We start from the raw sequence: 17452 nt of genomic DNA, 5'->3' as shown, positions 1-17452 counted from the left end.
GTTGCCCTGACGCGAGGCTGTGGGCGGGTTGGCACGCTACGGGTGTGAGCCGGCCCTCGGTCGACGGCCTGCGGGCCGTCTGCCGCTCAGGCGCCCAGGCGACGCTGTGAGATCTCCGCGGCGGTGTCGGCAACGAGCCGGCCCCACTTCGGCGTCCGCTCACCGTCGTACCGCGCCTCGGGCATGGAGACGGCCACGGCTGCCAGCGGGCTGCCTTCCTCGTCGAGCACGGCGGCGGCGACAGCGCAGACACCCGGCCGGTACTGGTTGCGGTTGACCGCGTAGCCGTCGGTGCGGATCCGGTCCAGGTCGGCGCGCAGCTCGTCGGACTCGACGGGGGTCGTGTCGCTGAACCGCTCCAGTCCTGCCGTGATGAGTTCGTCGACGTCACGCCTCGGAAGGTGGGCGAGGACTGCGCGTCCGACGGCGGTGGCGTGCAGGGGAGAGGTGTCGCCGATCGTGTGGAAGGTGCGTACCGCCTGATCGCAGTCGACGCGGTCCACCACGACCATGCACTGCAGAGCGTCCGGTACCGACAGGTGGATGGTCTCGTTCACCGCGTCGCGGAGCCGGACCATGGGTTCACGTGCGGCTGCGAACAGGCTGGAACCCTGCAGGGCGGCCGGGCGTACGGCCAGGACGCGGGCGCCGATCTCCCAGCGGGTGGTGTCCTTGCGGTTGGCGCGCAGCCAGCCGGCCTCCGCCAGTGTGACCAGGGTGCGCTGCAGGGTGGACTTCGGCAGCCCGAAGATCTTCGTCAACTCCCCCACGGTCACGGGCTGATGCTGGGCGACCGCCTCCAGGACCCGCAGCGACCTGGTGACGCTCTTCATTTCCATCCGGTTTCCCCCTGTTAATTCCGAAAAATTCTGCTCGACATCCTCTTGACTCCCCTCTGAGCCCACTGTCATTCTCTGTGCCAGATTCTAGCACAGCATTCCACATAGTGGCACGGCGCTTCAAGGGATCCCGCCGAAGTGAGCCGGACTGCGAGACGTGGCGGTCATGAGCCGAAGGTCCACAGGAAGGACCTGGCTCCCGCCCAAACCATCTCGAATCGAACAGCCTCACGCCGATGGCTCAGCATGCGCCTCGGCGATACGAAAGGAAAGTCCTGTGTCAGCTGCCAGGAAGCGCGTCGCGGTGATCGGCGTCGGAACGATGGGCAGCCAGTCCGCCTGGCGCCTGGCGGCCCGCGGCGCCGACGTCGTCGGGTACGACCGCTACGCACCCGGCCACGACCGCAGTGCCGCCGGCGGCGAGTCCCGGATCTTCCGCAGCGCGCACTTCGAGGACTCCCGTTACGTTCCGCTCCTCAAGCACGCGGACGCCCTCTGGGAACAGCTCCAGCAGGAGACCGGTCGCGAGCTGCGCCGCCTGACCGGATGCCTGCTCATGGGGCCGACCGAGCAGCAGCAGATGGCCACCGTCCTCGAGTCCATCGCCGAGCACGACCTCGACCACGAGGTACTGGACGCCGAGACGCTCGCCAAGCGCTTCCCGCAGTACCGCATCGAGGACGGCGACGCGGCCGTCCTCGACCGCCGCGCCGGGTTCATCCGCCCGGAGCTGACGATCCAGACCGCCGCCCGCCGCGCCGAGCAGCTGGGCGCCGTGATCCACCGCTACAGCACGGTCCGCGAGATCGTCCCTGTCGCCGGCGGCGTGGAGATCCGCACCGACTCCGGCAGCGAGCGCTTCGACACCGCCGTCGTCACGCCCGGCCCCTGGGTCAACGACCTGCTGCCCGACCTGCCCTGGGAGGTGGAAGTCCGCCGCCTCGTCAGCGCCTGGTACGTACCCACCGCCCCCGACGCCTGGTTCGGCGAGGAGCGCCCGGCGTTCATCCGCACGGCTCCCACCCACTGCTACGGCCTGCCCTCCCCGGACGGCATCTCGGTCAAGCTCGGACTGTCCCGCGCGCTGCACCGGCTCGCCGACGACCCCAACCAGTTGGACCGCACGGTGCGCCCGGACGAGCTGGAGATCTTCTCCGAGCTGATCGGGCGATACCTGCCCGACCTGCACCCGGACCCCACCCGCCTCTCCGTCTACATGGAGGGCTACACCGAGAGCAGCCGCCCCCTGGTCGGCCCCCTGCCCGGCGCCGAGAACGTCATCCTCCTCGCTGGATTCTCCGGCCACGGCTTCAAACTTTCGCCCGCCTTCGGTGACATCGCCGCAGACCTCGCGCTGGACTGCGCCTCGTCCCAGCCCATCGACTTCCTGTCCACCGTCGGCCGTACGGAGGCATGACCATGCAGGACGCCACCCTCCGCGTCGACTCCCTTCGGGCCCTGCCCGGCACCAAGGCGCGCGGCACCGTCCAGGCCGATCTCGGCACCCTTACCACGGACATCCCGGTGACCCTGGTCAACGGAACCCGCCCGGGTCCCCGGGTCGTCATCACCGCCGGTGTGCACGGCGGCGAGTTCACGCCCATCGAAGCCGCCGTGCGCCTGGCTGACCTGCTGGAGCCCGGTGAGGTGAGCGGGCAGGTGATCATCTGTCCGGTCGCCAACCCGCCCGCCGTCTACCAGGGCCGGCTCAACGTCTCCCCGGTCGACGGCGTGAACCTCAACCGTGTCTTCCCCGGCGACCCGGCCGGGGGTCCCACCGAGCGACTGGCCGCCTGGCTCTTCGCGAACCTGGTCGACGGCGCCGACGTCTACATCGACCTGCACTGCGGCGGCATCGATCAGGTCCTGCGGGACTTCGTCGGCTACCGCCTCACCGGTGACCCGGACCTGGACAAGGTGACGGCCGAACTGGCAGGCTCCTTCGGCATCCAGGACGTCATCCTGGGGTTGACGCCCGAGGGCGGCAACAGCCACGCGGCCGCAGCCCGCCGGAACATCTCAGCGGTCCTCGTAGAGGTGGGCGAGCTCGGCCGACGGGACGAGGCCACCGCCCTCCGCCGTGTCGACGGCCTGCTGAGGGCACTTCGCCATCTGGGCGTGCTCGACCAGGACGGTTCCACTCCGGCACCGATCCGCGAGTGGGTCTGGTCCGCCGGCGTCACCGCCGAGGCCACCGGCCTGTGGTTCCCGGAGTTCTCCTTCGACGCCGACGTCATCGGCGAAGTCGCCGAGGGCGACCTCCTCGGCCGCATCGTCGACCCGACCGACGGCACGGAGCACACCGTCCACGCCCCGGCCGACGGACGGATCTTCTACGGCATGCACGGCCTCACCGTCGCCACCGGTGCCGAGCTCGCCGCCCTCGCCATCCCGTGGGACCCGGACACGGCCGCGTCGGCCGGCACCCTCCGGCCCCCCGGTCTGGGCACCGGATCAGACGAGGCGGATCCCCGCCCCTAGACCCCGCCATCCCAGCTACCCCCCTTTCCACGTCCCCAGCCGTTCCCTTTCCCACGGCCGGCACCACCCAGGAGGCACACGATGAAAGATGCCCGAATAGACCGCAGACTGTTCCTGCGAGGAATAGGCGGGGTCACTGCGGGTGTCGCCGCCGCGACCGCCCTCTCCGGCTGCGGTACCGGTACCAGCCGGTCCGCTGCCAACAGCGGCGGTAGGGGCAGTAAGACGGTGGTCGTCCGTGACAGTGGCGGTTCCTACGGTGCGGCGCTGCAGAAGGCGATCTACACGCCGTTCACGCAGGAGACCGGTATCCAGGTGAAGGTGCTGAACCTGGATGATGCTCCGTTGCTGGCGCAGATCAAGCAGGGCCGCCCGCAGTGCGACCTGATCAACAACTCGATGATGTCGCACACCAAGTACGTCCAGCAGGACGCGTTGGAGAAGCTGGACCTCGACCGGGTCAAGAGCGTGAAGAGCGCGAAGATCCCCGAGGCCCAGATCACCGACCACGCAGTCGGCAGCAGCTTCTACGGCGCCTGTATGGCGTACCGGACGGATGCGTTCGGGGGCAAGAGGCCGGAGTCGTGGGCGGATTTCTGGGACATCAAGGCGTTCCAGGGCGGCCGTTCGATGTGCAACCCGGACGGTGACCTGCCGGAGCTGGAGTTCGCGCTGCTGGCCGACGGCGTGCCGATGGACAAGCTGTATCCGCTGGATGTGGACCGTGCCTTCAAGGTGCTGACGCGGCTGCGGGGTGACATCAAGAAGTTCTGGGACAGCGGCCCGCTGCCCGGTGTGCTGCTCAGCCGCCAGGAAGTGACGATGTCCACCGTCTGGGACGGCCGGCTCGCTGACCTGCAGAAGCAGGGTGTCCCGGTGGAGCGGCAGCTCAACGGTATGCGCCGCCAGTTCCAGGGCTATGCCATCGCCAAGGGTGCGGCGAACGTGGACAACGCCTACCAGTTGATGGACTTCTCGCTGCGGGCGGAGAGCCAGGCCGCCCTGGCGAAGGCGTTCCCGTCGAACCCGTCGTCCCCGGTGGCTTACGCGAGGCTCACGGAGGATGAGCGCAACGCGCTGGCGGGTGCGCCGAGGTATTACGACAAGGGTTTCGACGCGGATGTCGACTGGTGGCTGAAGAACGAGTCGGCCGTCACCAAGCGCTGGTTGGAGTGGGCTCGTGGCTGAATTCGGTATCGCGGCACCGTCGGTGAAGGTGGCGGACGGCAAGCCGGCCACGGCGACCGGTAAGGCGCTGTCGATAGTGGCGTTGCGCAAGACCTACGGCGATGTGGTCGCCGTCGACGAGGCGTCGATGGAGATCGCGGCGGGGGAGTTCGTCACCTTCCTCGGCTCGTCGGGGTCGGGCAAGACGACGACGTTGATGATGATCGCCGGGTTCTGTGAACCGGACTCCGGCACCATCACCGTCGGCGGCCGCGACGTCACCCGCCTCGCGCCGCAGAAGCGCAACCTCGGCTTCGTCTTCCAGCAGTACCTGCTCTTCCCGCATATGACCGTGCGGGAGAACGTCGCCTTCCCGCTCACCCTGCGTGGTGTGCCGAAGGACGAGATCCGCCGACGGGTCGGGGAGACCCTGGAGATCGCCGGTCTGTCCGGGTTCGGCGGCCGTAAGCCGCGTGAGCTGTCCGGTGGTCAGCAGCAGCGTGTCGCGCTGTGCCGGGCGCTGGTCTACCGTCCGCCGGTCATCCTGATGGACGAGCCGCTGGGCGCCCTGGACAAGAAGCTGCGCGATCAGCTCCAGGTGGAGATCAAGACCATCCAGCAGGAACTCGGCCTGACCGTCATCTATGTGACGCATGATCAGGAAGAGGCGCTGGTGATGTCGGACCGGATCGCGGTGATGCGCAATGGTCTGATCGAGCAGTTCGACACCCCCAGGGAGTTGTTCGAGCGGCCCAGGACGCCGTTTGTCGCGGACTTCCTGGGCGCGGCGAACTTCCTTCCCGGCCGTATCGAGCAGCACGACGGCGAGCACACCTTGGTCCGCCTGGACAACTCCGGCGGCCTGCTCAAGGCCCGCCGCCACGACGTCGCGACGGGTACCGAGGTGAAGGTGGCTGTGCAGCCGGGCCGGCTGCGGGCCTGTGCCGCCGACGATGGGTTCTGTACCGGCACGGTCGAGACCGCCACCTACGTCGGCACGCTGGTCCGCGCGGGTGTGCGGATCGACGGCAAGGCCGCGCCGCTGCTGCGCCTGGAGGTCCCGGCCGGCCGCGGGCCGGTCGCAGGCGAGCGGGTCGGCATCTGCGCGGATCCCGAGGACGTCAACCTCTTCGCCGGCGAACAGGCGGGGTGAGTCATGGCCGCCACCCTCACCGCGGGGGCTCCCGCACGCCCCCGCAAACTGCTGGCTTCGCGCCGGACCCGGGTCGGGATCCTCTATGCCCTGCCGGTCGTCGTCTACCTGCTGGTGCTGTTCGTCTACCCGATCTTCTCCACGCTGCTGCTGAGCCTGAAGGACGCGGACGGCTCGTTCACGCTGCACTGGTACGCCGACGCGCTGACGGGTGTGAATCTGTCGGTGCTGTTCACCACGCTGCGTATCTCCGCCGAGACAGCGGTCCTCAGTCTCGTGTTCGGCTTCGTCCTGGCCCAGGCGATCTGCCGGCTCAAGCCCGTTCTCGCGGGGCTGGCGATGCTGGTCGTGGTCGTGCCGCACTTCGTCAGTGCCCTGGTGCGTACCTACGGGTGGATCATCATGCTGGGTGACAAGGGCCTGGTGAACGAGACCCTGACCGCCATGTCGGTGCCCGGCGCACCGTTCCAGCTGCTCTACAACGAACTCGGTGTCGTGATCGGCACCACCTCGATGATGCTGCCGTACACGGTGCTGCTGCTGTACGGGGTGATGCGCGGGGTGGACCGCCGGCTGCTGGCGGCCGCCTCCAGCATGGGCGCGGGCAAGGTGACCATCTTCCGCCGCGTCTACCTGCCGCTGGTCGCCCCCGGCCTGGCCAGTGCCGGACTGCTCAGCTTCATCCTCTCGCTGGGCTACTACATCACCCCGGCCCTGATGGGCGGCCCGAACCAGACGATGATCGCCACCCTCATCAACCAGCAGGTCACCAAGGAAAACCAGTGGAACGGTGCCGCCGCGCAGGGCGTGATCCTGCTGGTGCTGACCCTGGCCGGACTGCTGCTGGTCAAGGTCGTCACCTCGCTCGGCGCCCGGAAGAAGAGGAGCGCGACATGATGGAACTGCGCAAGTCCCTCACCGGACGCATCGCCCTGACGGCCGTGGCCACCGTGATCCTGCTGTTCCTGGCGCTGCCGATCGTCGTCATCCTGGTCACCTCCTTCAGCAACAACGCCTTCGCCTCCTTCCCCCCGGAGACGTGGACGCTGAACTGGTACAAGGCCCTGTTCGCCGACGGCAGCAAATGGCCCGCCGCACTGTCGCTGAGCGCCCTGATCGCCGCCCTGAGCACCGTGTTCTCCCTGATCATCGGGGTGACCGCGGCGACGGCCCTGGTCCGCAGCGAACTCCCCCTGCGCTCGGCGGTCTTCGCCCTGGTCCTCGGGCCGCTGGTCATCCCCCAGATCGTCACCGCACTCGGGCTGTTCCTGCTCTTCGAACCCGCCGCCATGCTGGGCAGCCCCATCGCCATCGCGCTGGGCCACACCGTGCTGGCCTCACCCATCGCCGTACTCATCCTCATCGCGACCCTGCGCGGCATCGACGAACGCCTCGAAGACGCCGCCGCCAGCATGGGCGCCGGCCGCCTCACCATCGCCCGGCGCATCACCTTCCCCCTCGCCGCCCCCGGCATGATCGCCGCCGCGATCTTCTCCTTCATCACCAGCTTCGACGAGTTCTACATCTCCCAGTTCCTCTCCTCCGTCGACACCGTCACCCTCCCCGTCCAGGTCTACAACTCCCTCACCTTCGAGATCGACCCCAGCGTCACCGCCGTCAGCGCCATCCTCATCGCCTTCGCCATCCTCGCCCTCGGCCTGGTCGCCCTGGTGCGCTGGCTCGGCTCCGGACGCCAGGAAGCCCTGCTCTCCGTCGAAAACACCGTCGGCGTCGCCAACCCCGGAGGCGAAGCCGCATGACCACCACCACCGCCGCCGCTCAGCTGACCGCGGCCACCGCTCAGCGGCACCTGCTGCTGCACATGACCGCCAACGGATCGCTCGGCGACGAGGGCGAAGACCTCCTCGTCGTCCAGCGAGGCGAAGGTCCGTACGTCGAGGAATCCGACGGCAGGCGCTACATCGACGGCCTGTCGGGGCTGTACTGCTGCCAGCTCGGTTACTCCTACGGCGGCGAGTTCGCCGAGGCAGCCGAACGGCAACTGCGCGAACTGTGCTACAGCCCGCTGTGGACAGGGTCCGCACACCCCTCGGCCATCGAACTCGCCGAGCGACTGTCCCGGATCGCCCCCGTCGACCTCGAGCACACCTTCTTCTCGAGCGGCGGCGCCGAAGCCGTCGAGACCGCCTGGAAGATAGCCCGCCGCTACCACACCCTGCGCGGCGAACCGGGCCGCACCAAGGCGATCGCCCGGCGCGGCGCCTACCACGGCCTGACCATCGGCACTCTGTCGTTCAACGACGACCCTGGCCTGACAGAGCCGTACGGCCCGCCGGCGATCGACACCCGGTTCGTGTCGAACACCAATCGCCACGGCCTCGCACCGGAGTTCGCGGACGACGAGGTGTACACGGCATGGCTGCTCGCGGAGTTGGAGGCCGCGATCCTGACCGAGGGCCCCGAGACCGTCGCGATGCTCATCGCCGAGCCGGTGCAGAACCGGGGCGGCTGCATCACCCCGCCCCAGGGTTACTGGCAGGGGTTGCGGGCGCTGGCCGACCGGTACGGCTTCCTGCTCGTCGCCGACGAGGTCATCACGGCCTTCGGCCGGATCGGCGAGTGGTTCGGCGGGGACCGCTACGGCGCCCGCCCGGACATGGTCACCGTCGCCAAGGGCATCACCGCCGGATACGCCCCCCTGGGCGCGACCCTGGTCGGCACCAAGGTCACGGAGGTCATCAACCGGCCCGGCGCGGTCCTCAACCACGGCTACACCTTCGCCGGGCACCCGCTGAGCACGGCCATCGCCCTGCGCAACCTTGAGATCATGGAACGCGACCGCATCCTCGACAACGTCCGCGGTCTCCAGGGCGACCTGGCCGAGCGCATGGCGGCCCTCAAGGACCTGCCGATCGTCGGCGACGTCCGCGGCACCGGGTTCTTCTACTCCTGCGAACTCGTCGGCGACCTCGACGACGGCGCCTTCAGCGCCAAGGCCCGGACTGAGCTGATCGGCGATCTGATCCCGCGTCGGCTGCGCGAGGCCGGCCTGCTGGCCCGCGTCTACAACCGCTCCGCGCCGCTGGTCCAGATCGCGCCCCCGCTGATCAGCGACCGTGCCGTCCTCGACCGTATCGCCGCGATCATCGCCGGCACCCTCGCCGAGGCGTCGTCCCGCATCTGATCCACGTATTGGGAAGGAACCACATGTACTCCATCGGTCCGCTGACCGTCGCCCCCGGCGAGCGTGCCCACGGCCTCATCCCCGTCGGCACCAGCAGCTACGGCGTGGAGCTCGGCATTCCGCTGATCGTCGTCAACGGCGTCCAGGACGGCCCGGTCCTGTGTGTGGACGCGGGCGTGCACGGCGACGAGTACGACGGCCAGGAGGCCATCCGCCGTGTGCTCGCCGAGATCGACCCGGCCACGCTGCGCGGCACCGTCGTCGGTATCCCCTGCCTGAACACGCCGGCCTTCGAGGCGGCCGCCCGCGCCAGCGGCATCGACCACCTCAACCTCAACCGGATCTTCCCGGGCGACGCCGAGGGCTCGTACTCACAGCGGCTGGCCGCCACCTTCGTCGAGCAGGTCGTGCCGGCCGTCGACGCCGTGGTCGACCTGCACACGGGTGGCGCCTACGGCGAGATCGCTCCTCTGGTCATCCTCCAGGGCGGCTACGAGAACCTGGCGACGGACCTGGCGCTGGCCGCCGGGCACGAGCTGGTCTGGAAGGGGGGCAAGTGGGGTGGCACGGTCCGCCATCCCGTCCTCGAGGCCGGCAAGCCCGCCGTCACCATCGAGTGCGGCGGCGCGACCTACCGCGAGACCAACGTCGCGCATCACATGAACTCGATCCGCAACATCCTGCGCAGCCTCGGCATGACCGACGGCGAGGCAAAGCTGCGGGACACCTACACGACGGTCTCCGGCACGTTCGCCCGCTCCGCCTCCGGCGGCTTCTTCGTCGCCCGCGCCGAGCCGGGGGAGACCTGCAAGGAAGGCGACCTGATCGCCACCATCACCGACCACTACGGCAACAGGCTGGAAGAGGTCACCGCGCCGCAGGACGGCATCGTGCTCTGGGTCCGCCGGATCCGCACGGTCCGCCCCGGCGACGAGGTCGTCATCTTCGGCGAGGTGCTGGGAGAGATCCAGCCATGAGCGACGAACTGCAGCTGACGCTGCTGCTGATCGACGGCAAGCAGGTCCCCGCCGCCGACGGACGATCCTTCACCGTCCTCGACCCGTCGAACGGCACGGCCATCGCCAAGGTGGCGCTGGCCGGCAAGGCGGACGTGGACCAGGCGGTGGCCGCCGCACGCGCGGCCTTCACGGCTCCCGAATGGACCGGGATGCGGGCCGCCGACCGGGGGCGCATCCTGTACCGGATCGCGGAGGCCATCCGCTACGAGGGCGAACGTCTGGCCCGTCTGGAGAGCCAGGACGTCGGCAAGCCGCTGCGCCAGGCGAGGGCGGATGTCGAAGCGGCCGCCCGCTACTTCGAGTTCTACGCGGGCGTCGCAGACAAGCTCGCCGGCTCGACGGTCCCGCTTGGGCCCGGCCTGCTCGACTACACCGTCCGTGAGCCGATCGGCGTCTCCGGCCACATCATCCCGTTCAACTACCCCCTGCAGAACACCGCGCGGGGCTCTGCCCCGGCCCTGGCCGCCGGCTGCACGGTGGTGCTCAAGCCGTCCCCCGAGGCGCCGCTGACCCCGCTGGAGATCAGCAGGATCGCCCTGGAGTGCGGTCTCCCGCCGGGCGTGCTGAACGTCGTCCCCGGTGACGGTGAGACCGGCGCGGCCCTCGCCGGCCACCCGGACATCGACCAGGTCACCTTCACCGGCTCGGTGCCGACCGGCATCAAGGTCGCCCAGGCGGCCGCCGCCAACGTGGTCCCCTCGGTCACGGAACTGGGCGGCAAGTCCCCGGTCGTCGTCTTCGCCGACGCCGACTTCGACGCGGCGCTCGGCGCCGTCGCGGCCTCCGCGTTCGGCAACGCAGGGCAGACCTGCTCCGCCGGCACCCGGCTGCTCCTCCAGCGCGGCGCCGAGGAGTTCCTCGACAAGCTCGTCGCGCACGCCGCCTCCCTCAGCATCGGTCCCGGTCTCAGCGACCCGGACGTCGGCCCCCTCGTCGCCGCACGGCAGCGGGACCGGGTCCTCGGCTACCTGGAACTGGCCCGCGAGGAGGGCGCCGTGGCGCGGGCCGGCGGAGGCGCCCCCGCCGATCCCGAACTGGCCGACGGCTACTACGTCCAGCCCACCGTCCTCACCGGGCTGGACAACCAGGCCCGTTGTGCCCGCGAGGAGATCTTCGGCCCCGTCGTCACGGTCATCGAGTTCGACGACGCGGACGAGGCACTGGAGATCGCCAACGACAGCCCGTACGGCCTGGCCTCATATGTGTGGACTCGCGACATCGACAAGGCGATGCGCCTGGCCGAGGGCATCCGGGCCGGCCAGGTCTATGTCAACGCCACCGGCGTCGGCACCGGCGTCGAGCTGCCCTTCGGCGGCTACAAGCACAGCGGCTGGGGCCGGGAGAAGGGCCTCGAAGGCCTGGCCAGCTACCTGCAGACCAAGAACGTCTGCATCGGGTTCGGGAACCGGTCATGAGGTACCGCTCGCTCGGAGAGCGCGGACCGGCCGTCTCGGTGGTCGGCGTGGGCGGCAACAACTTCGGCGCCCGCCTCGACGAGGACGGCACAAAGGCCGTCGTCCACGCCGCGCTCGACGCCGGGATCACCCTGTTCGACACCGCCGACATGTACGGCGGGTCCGGCGGACGGGGCGGCGGCGGTTCCCGCGGCGACGGTGAACGGCTCCTGGGCGCCGCGCTCAAGGGCAGCCGTGACCACGTGGTGCTGGCCACCAAGTTCGGCATGGAGATGAGCCGGGACGCCGACCTGTACGGTCCGCGTGGATCCCGCGCCTACCTGCGGTACGCGGTGGAGGCATCCCTGCGCCGGCTCGGCACCGACCGGATCGACGTGTACCAGTACCACGAACCGGACGGCGTCACGCCGCTGGAGGAGACGCTCGCCGCGCTCCAGGAGCTGGTCCACGAGGGCAAGATCCGGTACATCGGCTGCTCCAATCTCCCGGCCGAGCAGCTCACGGACGCGTTCGTGTCCACCCAGAACCGGTACCACCTGCTCGACCGGGGCGTGGAGCAGGACGTGGTCCCGTCCTGTCTGCGACACGGCGTAGCTCTGCTGCCGTACTACCCGCTGGCCAACGGCCTGCTGAGCGGCAAGTACCGGCGCGGCGAGGAGCCCCCGCCCGGCAGCAGGCTGTCCTGGCGCCAGGGCTGGCTCACCGACGAGGCCCTCGACAAGGTCGAGGCGCTCACCGAGTACGGCGCGGCACGCGGTGTGGCCCTCCTCCAGGTCGCGGTCGGCGCACTGGCAGCCCTGCCCGCCGTCGGCTCCGTCATCTGCGGAGCCATGACCCCCGAACAGGTCGCCGCCAACGCCGCGGCGGCCGACTGGATACCGAGCCCGGCCGACCTGGCCGCACTCGACGCGATCGTCGCCCCCGGCGAACGCGTCGTCTGAAGCCCCACCCCCTGTGAAAACCGCTAGAGACCAAGGCTGGACACCATGCGAGCGATCGTCACCTTCGACGCCTATGCGACCCTGATCAACTTCGAGCTCGGCCCCACGACCCTGAAGGTCCTGGAGGACCGGCTCGATCTGGACAACCTCGACGTCGACGAGTTCCTCGACGACTTCCGCGTCATGCGCTTCCAGGCCGTCCTTGAGGCCTACCGCCCCTACCACGAGATCCTGCACTCCAGCTTGCGCAACGCCATGCGCCTGCACGGCCTGGAGTACCGCGACTCCGACGGCGATACCCTCGTGGACGCCGTCCCCACCTTCGGCCCCTTCCCGGAGGTCCCGGACGCCCTGCGGAAGCTGAAGACCAAGTACGAGATCGCCATCATCTCCAACACCGACGACAACCTGATCGCGCGGAACGTCGAGAACATCGGCGTCGAGTTCGACTACGTCATCACCGCCCAGCAGGCCGGCGCCTACAAGCCGGACCGGCAGGCCTTCAAGCACGCCCACCGGACCATGGGTGTTGAGGCGTCGCAGGTCATCCACGTCGCCCAGGGCTGGGAGTACGACCACATCCCGACGCGCGACCTCGGCCTGAAGCGCCGGGTGTGGATCAACCGCTACGGCCGCAAGGGCAGCGCCGACTACCAGCCCTACGACGAGCTGCCCGACCTGTCGGGCCTGCCGAAGCTCCTCGGCTGCTGACCCACTGCGCACCGGCGATACAGGACCGAGAAACACGACAGGACGCACGCCATGAAGCAGATCCCCTACTGGCTGGACACAGCTCCTGCCCTGCCCGACCGATCCGGCAAAGACCTGCCCGAAGAGGCGGACGTGGTGGTGATCGGCGGCGGACTCACCGGCCTGTCGACCGCCTACCACGCCGCCCGCAAGGGCGCCCGGGTCGTCCTCGTCGAGAAGGACAAGGTCGGCTCGGGCGCCTCCGGGCGCAACGGCAGCATGTGCACCCAGGGCATCACCATCAGCCCTGCCGAGGCGCGCAAGCGCTACGGGCAGGAGCGGGCCCGTGAGCTCTACGACGCCTTCCGCGAGGCGGTCGACGTCGTGGAGGATCTCACGGTCACCGAGAACATCGACTGCGACTTCAACCGCTCCGGGCGCCTCGGCGCGGTCTGCAAGCCCGGGCACTTCGATGGGCTGCGGGCCAAGCAGCGCGACCTGGCCGACAACTTCGGCCACGAGACGATCGTCCTGAGCAAGAGCGAGCTGCGGGCCGAGCTCGGCACGGACTACTACCACGGCGCCCTGCTCGACCCGCTCAGTGCGGGCCTGCACGTGGGCAAGTTCGTCGGAGGTCTGGCGGACGCAGCCGAGCGTGCCGGCGCCGAGATCCACGAGCGCAACGCCGCAACCGGCCTCACCCGGCTCCCCGGCGGCAACTTCGTGGTGGAGACCATGCACGGCACCATCCGCGCCAAGCAGGTCATGGCGGCGACGGACGCCTACACCGACAAGTCGATGCCGTGGTTCCGCAAGCGGCTGATCAACGTCGGCAGCTTCATCATCGTCACCGAGCCGCTGGGGGAGGCACGCGCAAAGGAACTCATCCCGAACGGCCGCCTGCTGGTCGCCCACAAGAACGTCGGCCACTACGTCCGCCTCACCCCGGACAACCGCCTCGCCTTCGGCGGCCGGGCCCGCTTCGCACCTTCCAACCCGGCCTCCGACGTCAAGAGCGGTGACATCCTCAAGCGGGAGATGACCGAGATCTTCCCGCAGCTGGCGGGGGTGCGCATCGACTACGTGTGGGGCGGGATGGTCGGCTTCTCCTGGGACCGTGTTCCGCACGCGGGCGAGGTCAACGGCCTGTACTACTCCATGGGTTACTGCGGCCATGGCGTCCAGATGGCCACCTACATGGGCCGCGCGGTCGCCGAGATGATGGACGGCAAGCCGGAGGCCAACCCGTTGCGCGGCTTCGGCTTCCCGAAGGTGCCCGTCCCCTTCTACAACGGCACACCCTGGTTCCTGCCGTTCGGCGGTGCCTATTACAAGGCGAAGGACCGCCTGCTCTGAGCAGGTACCGACACCGGTGACACCGCGGGGGCCTTCCGCGCGCGGCGCGGAAGGGCCCCACCATGCCTCCCGAAAGAAGGCATCGTCGTAGCGCCCGGTCTGACCGTGACGCCGATCATCGAGGCCTCGCGCGTCAGGGAGGAGCCCGCTCAGGAATCGAAGCCGGAACAGGCCGCGCCGGCCTTCTGATCCGCACCGTGAGCTCGAACCGGTCCGGACGCATGAAGTCCGGGCCGTCGATGGTCTGCTTGCCGAGCGCCTCGTGTGCGGCGATGTGGCCGTAGCCGGTGGCCATCTTGAAGCCCTTCCCGGAGAATCCGGTGGCGCAGTAGACCCTGCTGTTCTCGTCCAGCCAGCCGAGGAGGGGATGCCTGTCCTCCGTGAAAGGTTGGGGAAGGCGTCGGAGCGCACCATGGCGGGGATCAGGCCGGCGGCGTCCATCCGAATCCGTTTCTGCGGAGGTGCCTCCTGGCAGGGCAGCGTCCACGATTCGTTCCGCGGCCTCCAGCAACGGTATGCGGCCTACGCGGGACGGAGCGGGCGATCGTGGAGCCGTTGACGGTGACCGTGGCGCCGGTGTCCGAGGCGACGCCACGTGTGACGCCCTCGTAGCCGAAGGCGCCCTGCCCCGCGGGGCAGGTGCCGCAGGTTGAGGTAGCCGGAGCCGCCTGTGACGGTGGCGCGCGTGGTGACGCTCAGGCTGCCGGGCAGGTCGGCGCCGCGTTGTGGTGGGGGAGTGCAGTGGTGGCTCACCGCCCTGGTGACCCACCGCCGCCCGGTCGACTCGGAACGGAATCCGGGCGGCGGCGGGGGGCCGGGGAACAAGGATCAGAGGGCCGTGAAGGTCCACAGCAGGTTGGTGCTGCTGCCGTACGTCCACTGCTTGGTGACGGAGCCCGAGTCGACGGTGCCGCCCCCGTCGAGGACCAAGCCGGTGGTGCGGTTGGCGATCGAGTAGCGGTCGCCGCCTCGGTGGACGATCTTCCACTGCTGGTTGGTGCCGCCGTTCCAGGGAGCCTGTCGGGCCGGAGAGCCGTCGGAGGTGGCGCCCCAGCCGTCGGCCACCATGCCGTTCGTGCGGTTGACCAGCCGGTAGTAGCCGCCACCGACCGCCTCCGCCTGCCACTGCAGGTTGGAACTGCCGTTCCACGTCCACTGCTTGAGGTTCGCCCCGGAGGCCACGTTGCCGCCGCTGTCCAGGGCAAGTCCGTTGGTTGCGTTGGTGACCCGGAAGTACGTCGCCGGGTTGAACTGGACCCTCAACGAGGTGATCTGGTCGTTGTTGCCAGTGTTCCTGAGGTCGGGGTTCTCGGCGGTGAAGGTCCAAGAGGTGCCGGTGAAGCCGTCTCCGGAGTAGCCGATCACCTGGTAACCGGGGGCCGGCCGCAGGGAGGAGAGCGTGCGTGCGCCCAGTCCGGCCGCGGTCAGGTCGGCCGCGGTGTAGTCGCCGACGGCGAACACGCCTGCGTTGCCGGTGTAGTTGACGTCCGTGAAGGCGACGGCTCCCGCGAGCGGCCGCAGCGCCGGGATCGTGCCGGTGAAGGCCAGCTTCAGGACGTAGGCGTTCGCACTGTACGGCGCCGAGGAGGGCAGAGTGACCGTGAGGCCGGAGGAGTTCTGGGTCGGTGCGGGCAGGTCGATGTAGGTGCCGGCGGTGGTGCCGAGGAGCTTCACCGAGGACAGCGACGAGAGGTTGATCCGGTCGGAACCGAGGGTCTTGATCGTCAGCGAGCTGCCCGGCCAGCCCAGGACAGTGGCGTACAGGACGGTGTTCGCCTTGTTGCGGGTGAAGCGGATGTCCTGCGGCGTGCCGGCGTGCGGGGTGGTGAACGAGCCGCCTCCCATCTTCGTCGGGCCCTCGCCGTACGCGGTCCATGCGCGGGTCGCGTACACCGACTCGCCGAAGCGCTTCAGGTGGTCCCCGATGCCGAGCAGGATGTCCTTCTGTGCCTGGGGGATGGTGCCGTCGGCCATCGGCGCGATGTTCAGCAGCACGTTGCCGTTCTTGCTGACCCGGTCGATGAACGAGTGCAGCATCTGCTGGATGGTGTAGTAACCGATGCCCTGGGTGTAGCACCAGCTGCTGCTGGAGATGCTGTCGTCGGTGAGCCAGTACGGGGAGGTCAGGTCACTCGGACCGCCGCGCTCGTAGTCGAAGACCTCGCCCTTGCCGTTCATGCCGTCCTTGTACGTGGCGACGACCTCACGGCCCCAGCTGTTGGCCTGGTTGTAGTAGTACGCGAGGAAGTTGAGGCGCTGTTGTTCGTTGACGGCGTCCAGGTTGAAATCCTGCCACAGGATGTCGGGCTGGGCGCGGTCGACGACCTCCTTGAGCTTGTCGAACCAGAGCTGGTTCTCCGGGGCCGACCCCAGCTGTCCGTAGAGCTTCTTGAGGCTCGGGTCCGTTTGGGCGGGGGCGTGTTCGTAGAAGCCGGTGAAGTTGTACGCGTGGTGCATGGCCACCAGCAGCTTGAGGCCCTTGGCGCGGACGGCCGTGGAGAAGAGCTTCAGCAGGTCGAGGCCCGGGCCCTTCTTGACCGAGTTCCACTCGTTGACCTGGCTGTCCCACATGGAGAAGCCGTCATGGTGCTCGGCGACCGGGCCGGCGAACCGGGCGCCGGCGTCGACGAACAGCTGCACCCACTCGTCGGGGTCGAACTTCCCGCCGGCCGACTTCAGTTTCGGCGCGAACTTCACGGTGTTGCCCGCCAGGTCCTGAGCGCCGTTGATGAAGTTGTGGTACGGCCATGCCGACGGCTGGCCGTAGGTCGCGATGTGGTGCTGGTTGGCGTTGTTGCCTGCCTCGTACATGTTCCGGGGGTACCACTCGTTGCCATAGGCGGGGACGCTGAAGACGCCCCAGTGGAAGTAGACGCCGAACTTGGCGTCCTGGAACCACTCCGGGGCCGGCGGGTGCTGGTCGACGGAGTTCCAGTCCGGTGTGTAGGTGCTGGGCGCCGCCCGGGCGATGCCGGCGCCGAACACACCTCCGGCAACGGCCGCCGCGGCTACGCAGGTGGCACCGGCCAGGAAGTGGCGTCTGTTGAACGAACTCGACATGGAGACATCCCTGATGCGGAAGGGGACAAGGGGAACGCAGGGGGACACGAGTCGGCGTGGCTGCGTGCATGAGGCGGAGGCGCCGCTTGTTACGCATGAAGGTCCGCCATGTCTCCGTGGGATGTCAACCGGCGTGCAGGGATGAAAAGAACCGGACCGTCAGGTAGTTCGCCCCCTTTCTGACCT

15 protein-coding genes are annotated in these 17452 nt (G+C 69.1%); 12 read left to right on the top strand and 3 right to left on the bottom strand.

Annotation, left to right across the window (positions count from 1 at the left end; genetic code table 11):
- Positions 1-86: 86 nt before the first annotated feature.
- Positions 87-833 carry an IclR family transcriptional regulator gene (locus ACWIF2_RS22770; protein ID WP_454362463.1) on the bottom strand — a complete coding sequence of 249 codons (747 nt, stop codon included), beginning with the start codon at positions 831-833 and terminating at the stop codon, positions 87-89.
- A 283-nt stretch (positions 834-1116) separates the two neighbouring features.
- Here ACWIF2_RS22770 and solA point away from each other — a divergent pair, with 283 nt between their 5' ends.
- The 12 genes from solA to ACWIF2_RS22710 all read left to right on the top strand — a co-directional run bounded on the left by solA (position 1117) and on the right by ACWIF2_RS22710 (position 14206).
- Positions 1117-2256 (top strand): N-methyl-L-tryptophan oxidase, encoded by a 1140-nt coding sequence (gene solA, locus ACWIF2_RS22765; protein WP_454362461.1) that lies wholly within the window; start codon positions 1117-1119, stop codon positions 2254-2256.
- Positions 2253-3320, top strand: a complete 1068-nt coding sequence (locus ACWIF2_RS22760; RefSeq protein ID WP_454362460.1) for a succinylglutamate desuccinylase/aspartoacylase family protein — start codon at positions 2253-2255, stop codon at positions 3318-3320. Before solA ends, ACWIF2_RS22760 begins: the two co-directional genes overlap by 4 nt.
- Positions 3321-3401: 81 nt before the next feature.
- Complete coding sequence (locus tag ACWIF2_RS22755) at positions 3402-4508, top strand: ABC transporter substrate-binding protein (RefSeq protein ID WP_454362459.1); 1107 nt, start codon at positions 3402-3404, stop codon at positions 4506-4508.
- Positions 4501-5640, top strand: coding sequence for an ABC transporter ATP-binding protein (locus tag ACWIF2_RS22750; protein ID WP_454362458.1), 1140 nt, complete (start codon positions 4501-4503; stop codon positions 5638-5640). Before ACWIF2_RS22755 ends, ACWIF2_RS22750 begins: the two co-directional genes overlap by 8 nt.
- Before the next feature lie 3 nt (positions 5641-5643).
- Complete coding sequence (locus ACWIF2_RS22745) at positions 5644-6537, top strand: ABC transporter permease (protein WP_454362457.1); 894 nt, start codon at positions 5644-5646, stop codon at positions 6535-6537.
- Positions 6534-7400 carry an ABC transporter permease gene (locus ACWIF2_RS22740; RefSeq protein ID WP_454362456.1) on the top strand — a complete coding sequence of 289 codons (867 nt, stop codon included), beginning with the start codon at positions 6534-6536 and terminating at the stop codon, positions 7398-7400. Before ACWIF2_RS22745 ends, ACWIF2_RS22740 begins: the two co-directional genes overlap by 4 nt.
- Entirely contained in the window at positions 7397-8785 is a 1389-nt protein-coding gene (locus ACWIF2_RS22735; RefSeq protein WP_454362455.1) for an aminotransferase class III-fold pyridoxal phosphate-dependent enzyme, read from the top strand. Before ACWIF2_RS22740 ends, ACWIF2_RS22735 begins: the two co-directional genes overlap by 4 nt.
- A 23-nt stretch (positions 8786-8808) precedes the next feature.
- Positions 8809-9762, top strand: coding sequence for a succinylglutamate desuccinylase/aspartoacylase family protein (locus ACWIF2_RS22730; protein WP_454362454.1), 954 nt, complete (start codon positions 8809-8811; stop codon positions 9760-9762).
- Positions 9759-11219, top strand: a complete 1461-nt coding sequence (locus ACWIF2_RS22725; RefSeq protein WP_454362453.1) for an aldehyde dehydrogenase family protein — start codon at positions 9759-9761, stop codon at positions 11217-11219. The genes ACWIF2_RS22730 and ACWIF2_RS22725 overlap by 4 nt, the downstream gene beginning before the upstream one ends.
- On the top strand, positions 11216-12160 hold the full coding sequence (locus ACWIF2_RS22720; RefSeq protein WP_454362452.1) for an aldo/keto reductase: 945 nt from the start codon (positions 11216-11218) through the stop codon (positions 12158-12160). The genes ACWIF2_RS22725 and ACWIF2_RS22720 overlap by 4 nt, the downstream gene beginning before the upstream one ends.
- Before the next feature lie 45 nt (positions 12161-12205).
- Positions 12206-12871 (top strand): haloacid dehalogenase type II, encoded by a 666-nt coding sequence (locus ACWIF2_RS22715; RefSeq protein ID WP_454362451.1) that lies wholly within the window; start codon positions 12206-12208, stop codon positions 12869-12871.
- A 51-nt stretch (positions 12872-12922) separates the two neighbouring features.
- Positions 12923-14206 carry an NAD(P)/FAD-dependent oxidoreductase gene (locus ACWIF2_RS22710; RefSeq protein ID WP_454362450.1) on the top strand — a complete coding sequence of 428 codons (1284 nt, stop codon included), beginning with the start codon at positions 12923-12925 and terminating at the stop codon, positions 14204-14206.
- Between the two features lie 133 nt (positions 14207-14339).
- Here the strand turns inward: ACWIF2_RS22710 and ACWIF2_RS22705 are convergent, their stop codons facing one another.
- Together ACWIF2_RS22705 and ACWIF2_RS22700 are read right to left on the bottom strand one after the other, a co-directional pair.
- Entirely contained in the window at positions 14340-14501 is a 162-nt protein-coding gene (locus tag ACWIF2_RS22705) for a hypothetical protein (protein WP_454362449.1), read from the bottom strand.
- A gap of 533 nt (positions 14502-15034) precedes the next feature.
- Positions 15035-17266, bottom strand: a complete 2232-nt coding sequence (locus ACWIF2_RS22700) for an alpha-L-fucosidase (RefSeq protein ID WP_454362448.1) — start codon at positions 17264-17266, stop codon at positions 15035-15037.
- Positions 17267-17452: the final 186 nt, after the last annotated feature.

The sequence above is a fragment of the Streptomyces sp. NPDC055506 genome (assembly GCF_053643595.1).
This window is presented reverse-complemented; position numbering and strand designations above follow the sequence as displayed.